Genomic DNA, 14,445 nt, shown 5'->3' with positions numbered 1-14,445 from the left:
CCCGGCCTTATCGCCGTTTCAGCCGCCCTTTGCCATAGAGCGTGTCCATCGACACCTCATCAACCCGCAGCTGCCCGTCGCCCGTGGGGACATAGGTCAGGCGGAAGGGGAAGCTGACCTTCTCGGCCATCTCCTTGTCGGAAAACCCGGCTAGACGGCGGTATTCGCCCGCGCAGGTGACGGTGCCATCGTCCGCGGGTTGCGGGGATGTCAGCGCGATCTGGCTGCGGCGGCGGCCGTCGAACATGAAGGCGCTAAAACTGCAGGCCTGGGCCTCAGGCACGTCGCGCAGCACGGCGAAAAGCGCGGTCAGCGGGTCGATGGTGCCGCCCTGGGTGGCCGGGTCGATGTCGCCGGGGCGGGGCGCGCGGGGGGGATTGTAAACCTCGACCTGCGGGACGCCCGCCTTGTAGGCCATGACCGATTCCGACTGGCGTTTCGAGGTATCGGCCTTTTCGGTATAGCTGGACGGGGTGAACCGGCCCTGCGCATGGCTGCCCTGGACCGCGGCGTCATAGCGCACCTTGCGCACCGCCCCCAGGATGCCCGTGCTGCGCAATGTGCCGTTCACTGCATAGCTGGTGGCGTTGATCGTGCCCGAAAACTTCAGCTCGCCCGCCGGGATGCCGCGCAGCGATAGCGAAAAGGTCCCGCTGTCGGTCTGATTGGCCAGCACCGGCTGGCCCACCACGGCCAGCAGCATGGCAACGGCCAGCCCACGACGTGCAGTGTGGGGGAGGGAAAGCATGGCAGACCTCATGAATTCGGACCTTCGCTCTGGACATATACCGCCCCGAGCGGGCAAGAAACCCGTGCCGCCGTCACGAATGGTGACGGTTTCGTCATTTTTCCGCGCGAAGGCCTGCCCATGACTGTCCATTCCCCCGCGACCGATCTTGCCCCGGCCATCCTGAACGGCGATCGCCGGGCGCTGGCGCGGGCGATCACGCTGGTGGAATCGGGGCGCGCCGATCACCGCGCGCAGGCCACCGCGTTGCTGGAACGGCTGGCGACCGCGGGGCGGCAGGCGCTGCGGATCGGCCTGTCGGGCACGCCGGGGGTGGGCAAATCCACCTTCATCGAAGCGTTTGGCATGATGCTGACGGCACAGGGGCTGAAGGTGGCGGTGCTGGCGGTCGACCCAAGCTCGGCCCGGTCGGGGGGGTCGATTCTGGGCGACAAGACCCGTATGGAACGTCTGTCGCGCGATCCGAATGCCTTCATCCGCCCCTCGCCCAGCCAGGCGCATCTGGGCGGCGTTGCCCGGCGCACCCGCGAAGCTGTCAGCCTGTGCGAGGCGGCGGGCTATGACGTGGTGCTGATCGAGACGGTGGGGGTGGGCCAATCCGAAACGCTGGTGGCGGATATGTCGGATCTGTTCATCCTGCTGCTGGCCCCCGCCGGCGGGGATGAGCTGCAGGGCGTGAAACGCGGCATCATGGAAATGGCCGACCTGATTCTGGTCAACAAGGCCGATGGCGATCTGAAGCCCGCCGCGATGCGCACCGTGGCCGATTACGCGGGCGCGCTGCGCCTGCTGCGAAAGCGCCCGCAGGATCCCGCAGGCTTTCCCAAGGCGCTGCCGGTGTCCGCCCTGGCCGAAGAGGGGCTGAAGGCCGCCTGGGACGACATGCAGGCCCTGGCCCGCTGGCGCCGCGATCAGGGGCATTTCGACAGTCGCCGCGCCCAGCAGGCCCGCCACTGGTTCGAAGCCGAGGTGCGTGAGGGCCTTCTGGCGCGCCTGACCGCCGACCCTGTGATCCGGGCGCGGATGGAAGCGCTGGGCGCGGATGTGGCCGGGGGGCGCACCGCGCCTGCGGCGGCTGCGGCCGAAATGCTTGCGGTGCTGCGGGGCTGAAAGCGGCGCGATTTCGGCGATGAATCGCTTGACGGCGCGCCGCTTTCCCCGTATCCCCCGCGAACGGAATTCCGGGCGCTGCCGTTGCGGCGCCCGTTGATGTTAGGAAAAGACGGGCAAATCGCCCTAAGGAAACGAAGGATTGATGCCATGTCGCGCGTCTGCGAACTGACCGGCAAGGGCCCGATGACGGGCAACAACGTGAGCCACGCGAACAACAAGACGCGTCGCCGCTTCCTGCCGAACCTCAACGAAGTCACCCTGATCTCGGACGTGCTGGGCCAGTCGTTCAAGCTGCGCATCTCGGCTGCCGGCCTGCGCTCGGTCGACCACCGCGGTGGTCTGGACGCGTTCCTGGCCAAGGCCAAGGACGCAGAACTGTCCGCCAATGCGCTGAAGATCAAGAAAGCCATCGCCAAGGCGCAAGCCGCCGCCTGATCGCGCGATTGCTGACCATTTCTCAAGGCCCCGCCAGCGGCGGGGCCTTTTGCATGTGCCCCGCCCGTGGCCTTGTGCCGCGCGGCCTTCCATAGGCCGGCACAAAGGATTATGTGGGGATCATGACACGACGTCACGCCCGCAGCGCAGCCGCTTTTCTTTTCGCGGCGATCCTTGCGGCGACGAGCCTGACCATGGCCGTCGCGCGGGGACAAGCCCGCGTTGCCGGTGAAATCGTGATCTGCACCGGCTATGGCATGACCACGATCAGCGTCGATGACCGCGGTCAGCCCACCGGGCCGGTGCATCTGTGCCCCGACATGGTGCTTGGGATGATGGCTGCGGTGGGGGTGCCAGCCCCCGTTCCGCTGCGCCCCGAAGGCCAGGCCGTCGCGCTGGTCGTCCCCGAACCCGCCGCGCCCGCCTCGCGCGCGGTGATGCGTGCCCGGGCCCGCGGCCCGCCGCTGGTCTGATCCGGCCCCTTCGTTCCAATCAACCCAAAGACCATTCAAGGAGACGGGAATGTCCCTCCTCAAGTCGCTTCTGGCCGCCACGGCGGTCGCCTTTGCCCTGCCTGCCTTTGCCGAAGGCATCACCGTTCACGACCCCTATGCGCGGGTCTCGACCGCCATGTCGAAATCCGGCGCGGCGTTCATGCAGATTGAAAATACCGGCGCGGTCGATGACCGGCTTATCGCGGCGTCCTCGGACATCGCGGACCGGGTCGAGCTGCACACCCACAAGGCCGATGACAAGGGCGTCATGCAGATGCTTCACGTTCCCGAAGGCTTCGTCATTCCCGCCGGTGGCAACCACGCGCTGCAACGCGGTGGCGATCACGTCATGTTCCTGGGCCTGCGCCAGGGCCTGAGCCATGGCGATGTCGTCACCGTCACGCTGACCTTCGAACAGGCCGGCGAGCTTGTCGTGGACATCCCCGTTGACCTGCAACGCGACGGGGCGGCGATGGGCCAGCAGATGCAGCATATGCATGGCGCGCCCGCAGGCATGCCGCCCAAGCACATGCACGCGCCCTCGAACTGACCCCCACCCAACTAGCCCAGCGGGCCGCCGCAACGGCGGCCCCTGTCCGCTCTTCGGCTTTGCTAAAATATCCCGGGGGGCGCCGTTCGGCCCCGTCCAGGGGCCGCAAGGCGGGGGGCAGCGCCCCCCCCTCCGCGCTCAGGCCCGCAGCAAGGTGTCCACCCAATCCGGCACGATCCGGCTTGCCGGGCCTATCCGCGCTTCGTCGAAATCCCGCGCGCCCAGCGATGGTTCCAGGTTCAGTTCCAGCGTCCGTGCCCCGGCGCGCGCGGCATCCTGCACGAAGGCCGCCGCCGGGTAGACATTACCCGATGTGCCGATCGAGACGAACAGATCCGCCTGCCGCAGCGCCTGCCAGATCCGGTCCATCTGATAGGGCATTTCGCCGAACCAGACGATATCGGGCCGCGTGGCGGGACGCGCGCAGGCGGGGCAGGGGTCTTGCGGGGCCATGACCGCGGGTGCCGCCCAGCGGTACCCGCAGGCCGCGCAAAGCGCACCCGCGAGGGACCCGTGCATGTGGATCACATGCACCGAGCCGGCACGTTCATGCAGGTCATCGACATTCTGCGTCACGATCAACACCTCGTGCCGACCCGCCGCTTCCAGCCGCGCCAGCGCCGCATGGGCCGCATTGGGTCGGGCGGCGGCGGCCGCCGCGCGGCGCATGTTGTAGAAGTCATGCACCAGAGCCGGGTCGCGGGCAAAGGCCTCGGGGGTGGCGACCTCTTCGATCCGGTAGCCTTCCCACAGCCCGCCCGCATCGCGAAAGGTGCGCAGCCCGCTTTCGGCCGAAATGCCCGCCCCGGTCAGAATGACGATCTTTTCCATCCCTGCCCCCTGCGTTATCCTGTTGGTATGCGTATCCTGTTTCTCTGCCTTGGCAATATCTGTCGTTCCCCCGCCGCCGAGGGGGTGTTTCGCCATCTGGCCACCCGGGCGGGCCTGACGGTTGATGCCGACAGCGCCGGCACAGGCGATTGGCATGTCGGCGAGCCGCCCTATGGCCCGATGCAGGCCGCGGCCCGGGCGCGCGGCTATGACCTGTCCCCCTTGCGCGCCCGACAGTTGCAGGCGCGTGATTTCCGCGACTTCGACCTGTTTCTGGCGATGGATAGGCAAAACCTGCGCGATGCGGCGCGGATCGCGCCCGCACAGCCGCGCGCGGCGCTGCGGCTGTTTCTGGAGGATGCGGGCAGCAGCGCCCGCATTGGCCCGGCCGATGTGCCGGACCCCTATTTCACCCGTGATTTCGACGGCTGCCTCGACCTGATCGAGACGCGCGCGGCTGGACTGATCGCGGCGCTTCAGCGCGCGCAATAAGCCTCGGCGGTGGCGGCGAAATTCTTGTAGCGCAGCCAGAACGCCTCATCGCTGCGGCGGCTGGATTGGCGCACCTCTTGTGCCTTGTGGGGGTCCTTGAAGAAGGCGGCGGCCTTGCGCTGGTCGCCCCGGCTCAGCGTGCTGTTTGCGACTTGCTGGATGCAGCCGCACAGCGCCCGGTCGGCGGCGCGGCCGGCCTTCATGCAGGCGCTGTCGATGGGGCCGGCCAGCGCGGGGGCCGCGCCCAAGGCGACGAAAGCTGCCACAAGCAGGGATTTCTTCATTGCTCTGCCTCTTGTTCCGGCGCGGAATCGGTGTCCGCGCGTCCTTATTTGCGCGCAATGATAGGCCAGCAGGCAAGAAAATTCAACGAAATGCGCGGGAACCCGCCGCTCTGCGCGGCTTGGCCGCAGGGCCCCAAGGGGTTGGGGGCGGGCCGGCCGTGCCCCCCCAAGGGTGGCTTAGCCGATAACCTCGGCCTCATACCCGGCGGCTTTCAGCGCGGCCAGGACCGTGGCTTCGGGCAGGCCCTCAACCTCAACCTCACGGTTTTCCATGTCGAAATCGGCCTTGGCGCCCACGGCGGCCAGGGCCGATTCGATGGCGGCCTTGCAATGGCCGCAGCTCATCTGGGGGACGGAAAGGATCATGGCGTTTCTCCTGCGCGGGCTGGGGCGGATCATTCGCCCGAAAGCGCGCGCGCGTCAATGGCGTGCGCCGCTGCAATCCCCCTTCCCGGCCCCTGTTTTCCAAGCTATATGCCCGGCCATGACCCAGCTTGATCTCATCCGCAACTTCTCGATCGTGGCCCATATTGACCACGGCAAATCCACCCTCGCCGACCGGCTCATCCAGATGACCGGCACGGTGGCCGAGCGCGACATGAAGGCGCAGATGCTCGACAGCATGGATATCGAGCGGGAACGCGGCATCACGATCAAGGCCAACACGGTGCGGATCGAATATCCGGCCAAGGATGGACAGACCTACATCCTGAACCTGATCGACACCCCCGGCCACGTCGATTTTGCCTATGAGGTCAGCCGGTCCATGCGCGCCGTCGAAGGCAGCCTGCTGGTGGTCGACGCGTCCCAGGGGGTCGAGGCGCAGACGCTGGCCAATGTCTATCAGGCGATCGACGCGGGCCATGAAATCGTGCCGGTGCTGAACAAGATCGACCTGCCGGCGGCGGAACCGGACCGGGTCAAGGAACAGATCGAGGATGTGATCGGCATCGACGCCAGCGAAGCGATCCCGATTTCGGCGAAATCGGGCCTAGGCATCCCCGACGTGCTGGAAGCGATCGTGACGCGCCTGCCCGCGCCGAAGGGCGACCGTAACGCACCGCTCAAGGCGATGCTGGTTGACAGCTGGTATGACCCCTATCTGGGCGTCGTCGTGATGATCCGCGTGATGGACGGTGTGATCCGCAAGGGCGACCGCATCAAGATGATGCAGACCGGCGCGGTCTATGGCATCGACAAGCTGGCGGTGCTGAAGCCGCAGATGGTGGACATCGCGGAACTTGGCCCGGGCGAGATTGGCGTTCTGACCGCATCCATCAAGCAGGTGCGCGACACCCGCGTGGGCGACACGATCACGCATGAGAAAAAGGGCTGCGAAGTGCCCCTGCCGGGCTTCAAGCCCGCGCAGCCGGTGGTGTTCTGCGGCCTGTTCCCGGTGGACGCCAATGATTTCGAAGGCTTGCGCGACGCGATTGAAAAACTGGCGCTGAACGACGCCTCTTTCAGCTATGAAATGGAAACCTCGGCCGCGCTGGGGTTCGGCTTCCGCTGCGGCTTCCTGGGGCTTCTGCATCTGGAGGTCGTGCGCGACCGTCTGGAACGCGAATATGATCTGGACCTGATCACCACCGCGCCCAGCGTGGTGTTCAAGCTGCACATGAAGGATGGCGAGGTGCGTGACCTGCACAACCCCGCCGACATGCCCGACCTGACCTATGTCGACCATATCGAGGAACCGCGCATCAAGGCCACGATCATGGTGCCCGACGAATATCTGGGCGATGTGCTGAAACTGTGCCAGGACCGCCGTGGCATCCAGCTGGACCTGACCTATGCCGGCAGCCGTGCCATGGTCGTCTATGACCTGCCGCTGGCCGAGGTCGTGTTCGACTTCTACGACCGGCTGAAATCGGTCACCAAGGGCTATGCCAGCTTCGACTACCAGATCTCGGAATACCGCGAGGATTTTCTGGTGAAGATGTCGATCCTGGTGAATGATGAACCGGTCGACGCGCTGTCGATCATGGTGCACCGCGACCGGGCCGAGGCCCGTGGCCGCGCGATGGTGGAAAAGCTCAAAGAGCTGATCCCGCGCCACATGTTCAAGATCCCGATTCAGGCCGCGATCGGTGGCCGGGTGATCGCGCGCGAAACGCTAAGCGCGATGCGCAAGGACGTGACCGCGAAATGCTATGGCGGCGACGCGACGCGGAAAAAGAAGCTGCTGGAAAAGCAAAAGGCCGGCAAGAAGAAGATGCGTCAGTTCGGCAAGGTGGAAATCCCGCAATCCGCCTTCATCTCGGCGCTGAAGATGGACGACTGACGAAAAACCCGGCCCAAAGATGGGGCCGGGTTTTTCCATTCCGCTGTGGCAATGGGCCGGTTCAGGCGACCTTTTCCAGGCTGGCGTCCGGCGTCACGCCCAGGGCATGGCACACATCGCGCGTCAGGCCGGGGCGGTTCAGCGTGTAGAAATGCAGATCCTCGACCCCGCCACGGATCAGCTCGTCGCACAGTTCGGTGCACAGCGCCGTCGCCAGCAGCTGTTCGCGCCCGTCGCGCACGGCGGCCACAAACGCCTCTTCCACCCAGGCCGGCACGCTGGTGCCGCAGCGCGCGGCAAAGCGCTTTGCGCCCGCCCAGGACTGGATCGGCAGGATGCCGGGGATGATCTTCGCGGTGATTCCTTCCTTTTCGCAGGCATCGCGGAACCGAAAGAAGGTCTCGGCCTCAAAGAAGAACTGGGTGATCGCGCTGGTCGCGCCCGCATCCACCTTGCGCTTCAGCCAGCGCACATCCGCCAGCGCATCCGTGGCTTCGGGGTGGGGCTCGGGATAGGCGCCGCAGCGAATGGTAAAGCGCCCATCCTGGGCCAGCGCCTCGATCAGCTCGACCGAGGAGGCAAAGCCCTGCGGATGCGGCGTGAACCGGTCACTGCCCTTCGGCGGATCGCCCCGCAGCGCCACGATTTCGGTCACGCCCGCCGCGGCATAGGCATCGACGATTTCCATCGTCTCGGCCCGGGTCGCATCGACACAGGTCAGATGTGCGGCCACGTTCAGACCGTAATTCTTGTGGATCGTTTCCACCGCCTCATGGGTCAGCTTGCGCGTGGTGCCGCCCGCGCCATAGGTGACCGACACGAAGGACGGCTTCAGCGGCGCCAGAACCTGCGCGGTTTCCCACAGCCGGAACGAGGCCTCCAGCGACTGCGGCGGGAAGAATTCAAAGCTGACGCGGGGCGAGGTCATGGTCGGTATCCTTTCGTTGGCCCCCTTGTGCCAGATATGGCGATGTGAGACAAACTCATAATCCTCAAGAACGTTATGAGGTTTCGTTCAAGATGCACCTGGAACTTCGCCACCTGCGCACGATCAAGGCCATCCATGATGCGGGTGGGCTGGCCCGGGCCGCCGACATGCTGCACATCACGCAATCGGCACTGTCGCATCAGGTCAAGGGGCTGGAAGATCAGGCCGGGGTGGAATTGTTCGTGCGCCGGTCCAAGCCGCTGAAACTGTCGGCGGCGGGGCTGCGACTGCTGCGGCTAGCCGAACGCATCCTGCCCGAGATCGAGGCCGCCGAAGAAGAATTCTCGGCCCTGCGCCAGGGCCGCGCGGGCCGGCTGCACATCGCCATCGAATGCCACGCCTGCTTTGACTGGCTGTTCCCGGTGCTGGAACAGTTCCGCCGCGCCTGGCCCGATATCGACGTCGACATCCGCGCGGGCCTGGCATTCAACGCGCTGCCCGCCTTGATGCGCGAAGAGGTCGATCTGGTGATCTCTTCCGACCCCGAGGCGCTTGACGGCATCATCTTCAACCCGCTGTTCGACTATTCGCCCACCTTTGTTGCCGCCGCCACCAACCCGCTGGCCGCAAAACCCTTTGTCGTGGCCGAGGATTTCCGCGACCAGACCCTGATCACCTATCCGGTCGACCGTGGCCGGATCGACATTTTCACCGAACTGCTGACGCCGGCCCGGGTCGAACCGCGCGCGCAGCGCCAGGTCGAACTGACCGCCGTGATCCTGATGCTGGTGGCCTCCGGGCGCGGCGTGGCGGTGCTGCCCGACTGGGTCCTGCGCGAGGTTAAATACCAGCCCGATTACATCACCCGCCCCGTCACCGAAAAAGGCCTGACCAAACGGCTTTACGCCGCCACCCGCGCCGAGGATGCGACCCAGCCCTTCATGGCCCATTTCCTGCGCCTGGCACGGACCGAGCCGGTCAAACTGCAGCGCGTCTGACCCTTCGGCTTTGCGAAAATATCCTCGGGGGGTGCGGGGGGCAGACAGCCCCCCGTTGCAACACCAGCCGATCCGCGCAAAGCCCTTGGAATCCCGTCCCCGCCCGTGTATGGCACGCGCTTGATGTGAAGGAGCCCCCGATGCAAGGCAGCGCGAACCTCAACCTGATGATCAAGGCCGCCCGCAAGGCAGGCCGTTCCCTCGTGAAAGACTTCCGCGAGGTGGAAAACCTTCAGGTCTCGGCCAAGGGGCCGGGGGATTTCGTCACCCGCGCCGACCGTGAGGCGGAACGCATCATCAAGGAAGAACTGCGCGGTGCCCGCCCCTCGTATGGCTGGCTGGGCGAGGAAACCGGCGAAGAGCCCGGCGAAGACCCGACCCGGCGCTGGATCGTCGATCCGCTGGATGGCACCACCAACTTCCTGCACGGCCTGCCGCATTGGGCGGTGTCCATCGCGCTGGAACACAAGGGCGAGGTTGTGGCCGGTGTCATCTTCGACGCTGCAAAGGATGAACTTTACTACGCCGAAAAGGGCCTTGGCGCCTTCATGAACGAAACCCGCCTGCGCGTGTCGGGGCGGCGCAACATGATCGAGGCGATATTTGCCACCGGCGTCCCCTTTGGGGGCAAGTCGACGCTGCCAGCCACGCTGCAGGATTTCGCGCGCCTGATGCCGGTCTGCGCCGGGGTGCGCCGCTTTGGCGCGGCCTCGCTGGATCTGGCCTATGTCGCCGCGGGTCGGTTCGATGGCTATTGGGAACGCGGGATCAGCGCCTGGGACATGGCGGCGGGGATGCTTCTGGTGAAGGAAGCGGGCGGGTTCACCGGTCCGGTCCGCGAAGGGCGCGACATTTTCGAATCGGGCGCGATCATCGCCACCAATGCGCAGCTGTTCGACCCGCTGTGCAAGATCCTGCGCGCATCGGCTTGATCCGGGCGCAGGTCTGATCGGGCCGCAAGGTTTCGCGCTAGGTGCGGGGGGCGCTGCCCCCCGGGCCTCATCAGCCCCTTGATGGGGCCGATGAGACCACCCCCCGGAGTATTTCGGCCAAGAAGAAAAGGTGCGGTCAGCGTCGTCTGCGCACCACGGGTATGCTGGATCGGCTGTAGTGCGTTTCGGGGTGCGGCGGGTGGCCGTGGGTGCGGTTCCAGTAGGCCGGGCCGCCACGCCTGAGCCAATGCGGGATCATCAGCGCCACACCGGCCGCAAAGCCGCCGGCATGGGCCCAATAAGCGACCCCGCCGCCGTCGCCCGCGGTGGTGCCGTTCAGCACCTGCAGACCGAACCAGACCCCCAGCACGATCCAGGCGGGGATCGGGATGATTTTCACCAGGATCACGATGATGAACAGCACGTCGATCCGCGCCTTGGGGAACATCAGAAGATAGCCGCCCATCACGCCCGCGATCGCGCCCGAGGCGCCGACCATCGGGATGGTGCTATAGGGATCGGCCAGGATTTGCGCCGCCGCGGCCGCAAGACCACCGGCCAGGTAGAAAAGCGCAAAGCCGAAATGGCCAAGCTGTTCTTCCATGTTGTCGCCAAAGACCCACAGGAACAGCATGTTGCCCGCGATATGCATCAGCCCGGCATGTAGGAACATGTGGGTGATCAGCCCGTGCAGCCAGAACCCCTCCATCACCGCGGCGGGGTAGAGCGCGCCCATTTCCCACAGGCCGAACATCGCGCCCAGCCAGGGTGAGGTCAGCAGGAACATCCCCAGATTGAGCGCGATCAGCGCCCAGGTCATCCAGGGGGTTGTCGTGGCCGGGTTGTGGTCGCGGATCGGAAACATGGCGCGAGCCTTTCCGATCCGCGGGGCACGGTCAAGCGGTTCCCGCGCTGGCCAGCAGCGCCGCGTTGCCGCCCGAGGCGGTGGTGTCGATGCAGATGTGGCGTTCATGCGCGACATGGGCCGCATCGGGCATGGCGCCGATCAGCGGAAGGATCGGGCCGGGGCGCCGGGCCAGGGCCTGCGCCAGGGCGGTGCCGGTCGTGCCATCGCCCCACCAGATCGCCGCGGAAAAGCCCCGCAGCGTGGTCAGCGCGTCTGGCGGCAGGGGGGCAGTGACCTCGACCGCGCGCCCGCCAAGCCGTTGCACGGCCTGCGCCTGGGCCCGCGCTGCCGCAGGTCCGGGGCCAAGGCACAGGATCGGGTCGCGGGCATGGCGCGTCAGGCGGTTCGATTCCCCCGTGGGCCCGGGCAGTGCCGTGGTGGGCAGCGTGGGGGCAGGGGGGGCAGCGTCCAGCGCGGCCTGCACCTGCGTCGCCTCGATGGCAGCGGCCGATGGCGTTGCCGCGACGGGGGTGGCGGGTTGCGGGGCGCAGAACCGCGCCATATAGTCCGGCCCGCCCGCCTTGGGCCCGGTGCCCGATAGCCCCTCGCCGCCAAAGGGCTGGCTGCCCACCACCGCGCCGATCTGGTTGCGGTTGACGTAGATGTTGCCCACGGCCAGTGCCTCGGTCACCTCTTGCACGCGGTTGTCGATGCGGGTGTGCAGCCCGAAGGTCAGGCCATAGCCGGTGGCGTTGATATCGGCGATGACGCGGGGCAGGTCTTCGGCCTCGAAGGTGGCGACATGCAGCACGGGGCCAAAGATTTCACGCCCAAGGTCGGCAATGCCGGTCACGCGGATCACGGTGGGGCCGATGAAATGCCCCGTTGGCGGGGCGGGCAGGTCAAGGATGACGCGGCCGTCACGGCGGGCGGCCTCGATATAGGTGCGGATGTCACTGGCGGCCTCGTCATCGATCACCGGGCCGATGTCGGTGGGCAGATGCCAGGGGTCGCCCATCCGCAATTCCTGCATCGCGCCGCAGAGCATGTCGATCAGATGCGGGGCAATGTCGTTTTGCACGTAAAGACAGCGCAGCGCCGAACAGCGCTGGCCCGCCGACTGGAAGGCCGAGGCCAGGATATCGCGCACTGCCTGTTCGGGCAGGGCGGTGGAATCGACGATCATCGCGTTCAGCCCGCCGGTTTCCGCGATCAGCGGTGCATCGGGGGCCAGGTGCCGGGCCATGGCGCGGCGGATCGCCTGTGCGGTTTCCGTCGATCCGGTGAAGGCCACGCCCGCCACCCGCGGATCCGAGGTCAGCGCCGCACCGACCGTGGGCCCGTCACCCGGCAGCAGTTGCAGCGCATGGGGCGGCACACCGGCCTTGTGCAACAGCCGCACCGCCTGCGCCGCGATCAGCGGGGTCTGTTCTGCGGGCTTGGCCAGCACGCCGTTTCCGGCCGCCAGCGCCGCCGCGATCTGGCCGGTGAAGATGGCCAGAGGGAAGTTCCAGGGGCTGATACAGGCAAACACCCCGCGCGGGGGGGCGGTCAGGCCGCTGGCCTGTGCCGCATAATAGCGCAGGAAATCCACCGCCTCGCGCAATTCGCCCACGGCATCGCCCTGGGTCTTGCCCGCCTCGCGCGCAAGCGTGGCAAAGATCGGGCCGAATTCGGCCTCATACAGATTCGCGGCACGGTTCAGGACCTGCGCGCGCTCGGTCGCCGGGGCCTGCCAGATGCGGGCGGCGGCCAGCGCGGCCTGCACATCGGGCGCGCTGGCGGGGTGGACATGGCCCACCGTTTCGCCCGTCGCGGGGTTTTGCACCGGCTGGGCAGGCAGGGGTTGCGCCGGGGCGGCCAGCAGCGGCGCCGCATCGGGCAGCAGGCCCGTGGCGGCGGGTGCGCGCGCGGCCTCGATCACCGCAAGCGTGCCGGCATCGGTCAGATCGAAGCCCCGGCTGTTGCGCCGATCCGGGGCGAACAGATCGGCAGGCCGGGTCAGGCGCGGGTTGACCGGATCGGCCAGATCTTCCAGCGCGGTCAGGGGGCAGGCGGCGACGACCTCGGGGGGCACGTCCTCATCCATTATCTGGTTCACGAAGCTGGAATTCGCGCCGTTTTCCAGCAACCGGCGCACCAGATAGGCCAGCAGGTCGCGATGTGCGCCAACGGGGGCATAGATCCTGCAGCGGGTGCCGCGATCTTTCAGCACGATATCGTGCAGCCGTTCGCCCATGCCATGCAGGCGCTGGAATTCGAACGGCGCATCGCCCGCCATGTCCAGCACGGCAGCGACCGTATGGGCGTTGTGGGTGGCGAATTGCGGATAGATCCGGTCGGTCATCCCCAGCAGCTTGCGGGCATTGGCGATATAGCTGACATCGGTGGCGATCTTGCGGGTGAAGACCGGGAAATCGGCCAGCCCCAGCACCTGGGCACGCTTGATCTCGGCGTCCCAATAGGCGCCCTTCACCAGCCGCACCATGATCTTGCGGTCCAGCTGGCCCGCCAGCGCGTAAAGCCAGTCGATCACCGCGCCCGCGCGCCGACCGTAAGCCTGCACCACCACGCCAAACCCGTCCCAGCCCGCCAGCTGCGGATCGGCAAGCACCGCTTCGATCACCTTGAGCGACAGGGTCAGGCGATCAGCCTCTTCCGCGTCGATGTTGAACCCCATGCCCGCCGCCGCAGCCAGCCGGGCCAGCCGCGTGACCACGGGCACCAGTTCGGCCATCACGCGGGCCTCTTGCGCGACCTCATAGCGCGGATGCAGCGCCGAAAGCTTGACCGAGATACCCGGATTGGCGCGCACGTCCCCACCCCGGCAGGCCCCGGCGATGGCGGCAATGGCGGCGGCATAGCTGGCCTCATATCGCGTGGCATCGGCGGCGGTGCGCGCCGCCTCGCCCAGCATGTCATAACTGTAACTGTAGCCTGCCGCTTCCTGCGTCTGGGCGCGCTTCATCGCGGACTGGATGGTTTCGCCCAGAACGAACTGGCGGCCCATTTCCTTCATCGCGCGCGATACGGCGGTGCGGATCACCGGCTCGCCCAGTCGGCGCACGGCGGCGCGCAGATGGCCGACGACGCCGGGTTCGCGATCCTCCAGCACCTTGCCGGTCAGCATCAAGGCCCAGGTCGAGGCGTTCACCAGGCTTGACGCCGATTTGCCCAGATGGCGGCCCCAGTCCGACGGCGCGATCTTGTCCTCGATCAACGCGTCCATGGTTTCGGCATCCGGCACCCGCAACAGCGCCTCGGCCAGACACATCAGGGCAATTCCCTCTTCGGTCGAAAGACCGTATTCTGCCAGGAACACCTCCATCAGGCCGGGCCGCACATCGGCGCGGATGCGGCGCACCAGATCCGCCCCGGCGGCACGGATGCGGGCGCGGGCGGGGACGTCCAGGGCGGCCTGTTCGATCAGCCGCGCCAGCAGGGGCGCTTCGGGCTGCAGGGTTCCGGTTTCGATGGTCTGTGCGATCGTGTGCATTGCGCGCTCCTGC

15 protein-coding genes are annotated in these 14,445 nt (G+C 66.9%); 8 read left to right on the top strand and 7 right to left on the bottom strand.

Going from position 1 to position 14,445, the window contains the following annotated elements; translation table 11 throughout:
* Positions 1-7: 7 nt before the first annotated feature.
* Positions 8-748 (bottom strand): DUF3108 domain-containing protein, encoded by a 741-nt coding sequence (locus MXB90_RS01170; protein ID WP_250039996.1) that lies wholly within the window; start codon positions 746-748, stop codon positions 8-10.
* A gap of 120 nt (positions 749-868) precedes the next feature.
* Between MXB90_RS01170 and meaB the strand changes: the two genes are divergently transcribed.
* The 4 genes from meaB (at position 869) to MXB90_RS01150 (ending at position 3,340) form a co-directional block, all read left to right on the top strand.
* A complete protein-coding gene (meaB, locus tag MXB90_RS01165) occupies positions 869-1,858 on the top strand; it encodes a methylmalonyl Co-A mutase-associated GTPase MeaB (protein WP_250039994.1) in 990 nt (329 codons plus the stop codon).
* Between the two features lie 150 nt (positions 1,859-2,008).
* Positions 2,009-2,296, top strand: coding sequence for a 50S ribosomal protein L28 (gene rpmB, locus MXB90_RS01160; RefSeq protein WP_250039992.1), 288 nt, complete (start codon positions 2,009-2,011; stop codon positions 2,294-2,296).
* Between the two features lie 122 nt (positions 2,297-2,418).
* Positions 2,419-2,769, top strand: a complete 351-nt coding sequence (locus tag MXB90_RS01155) for a hypothetical protein (protein ID WP_250039990.1) — start codon at positions 2,419-2,421, stop codon at positions 2,767-2,769.
* A gap of 49 nt (positions 2,770-2,818) precedes the next feature.
* Complete coding sequence (locus MXB90_RS01150) at positions 2,819-3,340, top strand: copper chaperone PCu(A)C (RefSeq protein WP_250039988.1); 522 nt, start codon at positions 2,819-2,821, stop codon at positions 3,338-3,340.
* A gap of 138 nt (positions 3,341-3,478) precedes the next feature.
* Here MXB90_RS01150 and MXB90_RS01145 read toward each other — a convergent pair whose 3' ends face one another.
* Positions 3,479-4,171: an NAD-dependent deacylase gene (locus MXB90_RS01145; RefSeq protein ID WP_250039986.1), complete on the bottom strand. Its 693-nt coding sequence runs from the start codon at positions 4,169-4,171 to the stop codon at positions 3,479-3,481.
* Between the two features lie 27 nt (positions 4,172-4,198).
* On the opposite strand from MXB90_RS01145, the gene MXB90_RS01140 reads away from it, so the two are divergent.
* A complete protein-coding gene (locus MXB90_RS01140) occupies positions 4,199-4,663 on the top strand; it encodes a low molecular weight protein-tyrosine-phosphatase (RefSeq protein ID WP_250039984.1) in 465 nt (154 codons plus the stop codon).
* Here MXB90_RS01140 and MXB90_RS01135 read toward each other — a convergent pair.
* Both MXB90_RS01135 and MXB90_RS01130 read right to left on the bottom strand, forming a co-directional pair.
* Positions 4,648-4,947 carry a hypothetical protein gene (locus MXB90_RS01135; protein WP_250039982.1) on the bottom strand — a complete coding sequence of 100 codons (300 nt, stop codon included), beginning with the start codon at positions 4,945-4,947 and terminating at the stop codon, positions 4,648-4,650. The genes MXB90_RS01140 and MXB90_RS01135 overlap by 16 nt on opposite strands.
* Positions 4,948-5,124: 177 nt before the next feature.
* A complete protein-coding gene (locus MXB90_RS01130; protein WP_250039980.1) occupies positions 5,125-5,313 on the bottom strand; it encodes a heavy-metal-associated domain-containing protein in 189 nt (62 codons plus the stop codon).
* A gap of 118 nt (positions 5,314-5,431) precedes the next feature.
* On the opposite strand from MXB90_RS01130, the gene lepA reads away from it, so the two are divergent.
* On the top strand, positions 5,432-7,231 hold the full coding sequence (gene lepA / locus MXB90_RS01125; protein WP_250039975.1) for a translation elongation factor 4: 1,800 nt from the start codon (positions 5,432-5,434) through the stop codon (positions 7,229-7,231).
* A gap of 61 nt (positions 7,232-7,292) precedes the next feature.
* Here the strand turns inward: lepA and metF are convergent, their stop codons facing one another.
* Entirely contained in the window at positions 7,293-8,159 is an 867-nt protein-coding gene (gene metF / locus MXB90_RS01120; protein WP_250039967.1) for a methylenetetrahydrofolate reductase [NAD(P)H], read from the bottom strand.
* Positions 8,160-8,251: 92 nt separating this feature from the next.
* Between metF and MXB90_RS01115 the strand changes: the two genes are divergently transcribed.
* A complete protein-coding gene (locus MXB90_RS01115) occupies positions 8,252-9,157 on the top strand; it encodes a LysR family transcriptional regulator (protein ID WP_250039964.1) in 906 nt (301 codons plus the stop codon).
* A gap of 140 nt (positions 9,158-9,297) precedes the next feature.
* A complete protein-coding gene (locus MXB90_RS01110; protein WP_250039962.1) occupies positions 9,298-10,089 on the top strand; it encodes an inositol monophosphatase family protein in 792 nt (263 codons plus the stop codon).
* Positions 10,090-10,225: 136 nt separating this feature from the next.
* On the opposite strand, the gene MXB90_RS01105 is transcribed toward MXB90_RS01110, so the two are convergent.
* Together MXB90_RS01105 and putA are read right to left on the bottom strand one after the other, a co-directional pair.
* Entirely contained in the window at positions 10,226-10,954 is a 729-nt protein-coding gene (locus tag MXB90_RS01105) for a rhomboid family intramembrane serine protease (RefSeq protein WP_250039960.1), read from the bottom strand.
* 31 nt (positions 10,955-10,985) lie between these two features.
* Positions 10,986-14,432: a bifunctional proline dehydrogenase/L-glutamate gamma-semialdehyde dehydrogenase PutA gene (gene putA / locus MXB90_RS01100; RefSeq protein WP_250039958.1), complete on the bottom strand. Its 3,447-nt coding sequence runs from the start codon at positions 14,430-14,432 to the stop codon at positions 10,986-10,988.
* Positions 14,433-14,445 lie beyond the last annotated feature (13 nt).

The organism is Phaeovulum molybdatiresistens (assembly GCF_023544865.1).
Lineage (GTDB): Bacteria > Pseudomonadota > Alphaproteobacteria > Rhodobacterales > Rhodobacteraceae > Pontitalea.
Note: the sequence above shows the minus strand (reverse complement) of the source record. Positions and strands in the feature narration are given on the sequence as shown.

Bases quoted from the DNA above. Each gene is read 5' to 3' on its own strand.
- putA (WP_250039958.1), bottom strand. From the start codon at position 14,432: ATGCACACGATCGCACAGACCATCGAAACCGGAACCCTGCAGCCCGAA.
- rpmB (WP_250039992.1), top strand. From the start codon at position 2,009: ATGTCGCGCGTCTGCGAACTGACCGGCAAGGGCCCGATGACGGGCAAC.
- MXB90_RS01170 (WP_250039996.1), bottom strand. From the start codon at position 748: ATGCTTTCCCTCCCCCACACTGCACGTCGTGGGCTGGCCGTTGCCATG.
- MXB90_RS01155 (WP_250039990.1), top strand. From the start codon at position 2,419: ATGACACGACGTCACGCCCGCAGCGCAGCCGCTTTTCTTTTCGCGGCG.
- MXB90_RS01150 (WP_250039988.1), top strand. From the start codon at position 2,819: ATGTCCCTCCTCAAGTCGCTTCTGGCCGCCACGGCGGTCGCCTTTGCC.
- MXB90_RS01105 (WP_250039960.1), bottom strand. From the start codon at position 10,954: ATGTTTCCGATCCGCGACCACAACCCGGCCACGACAACCCCCTGGATG.
- MXB90_RS01115 (WP_250039964.1), top strand. From the start codon at position 8,252: ATGCACCTGGAACTTCGCCACCTGCGCACGATCAAGGCCATCCATGAT.
- metF (WP_250039967.1), bottom strand. From the start codon at position 8,159: ATGACCTCGCCCCGCGTCAGCTTTGAATTCTTCCCGCCGCAGTCGCTG.
- lepA (WP_250039975.1), top strand. From the start codon at position 5,432: ATGACCCAGCTTGATCTCATCCGCAACTTCTCGATCGTGGCCCATATT.
- MXB90_RS01145 (WP_250039986.1), bottom strand. From the start codon at position 4,171: ATGGAAAAGATCGTCATTCTGACCGGGGCGGGCATTTCGGCCGAAAGC.
- MXB90_RS01140 (WP_250039984.1), top strand. From the start codon at position 4,199: ATGCGTATCCTGTTTCTCTGCCTTGGCAATATCTGTCGTTCCCCCGCC.
- MXB90_RS01135 (WP_250039982.1), bottom strand. From the start codon at position 4,947: ATGAAGAAATCCCTGCTTGTGGCAGCTTTCGTCGCCTTGGGCGCGGCC.
- MXB90_RS01130 (WP_250039980.1), bottom strand. From the start codon at position 5,313: ATGATCCTTTCCGTCCCCCAGATGAGCTGCGGCCATTGCAAGGCCGCC.
- meaB (WP_250039994.1), top strand. From the start codon at position 869: ATGACTGTCCATTCCCCCGCGACCGATCTTGCCCCGGCCATCCTGAAC.
- MXB90_RS01110 (WP_250039962.1), top strand. From the start codon at position 9,298: ATGCAAGGCAGCGCGAACCTCAACCTGATGATCAAGGCCGCCCGCAAG.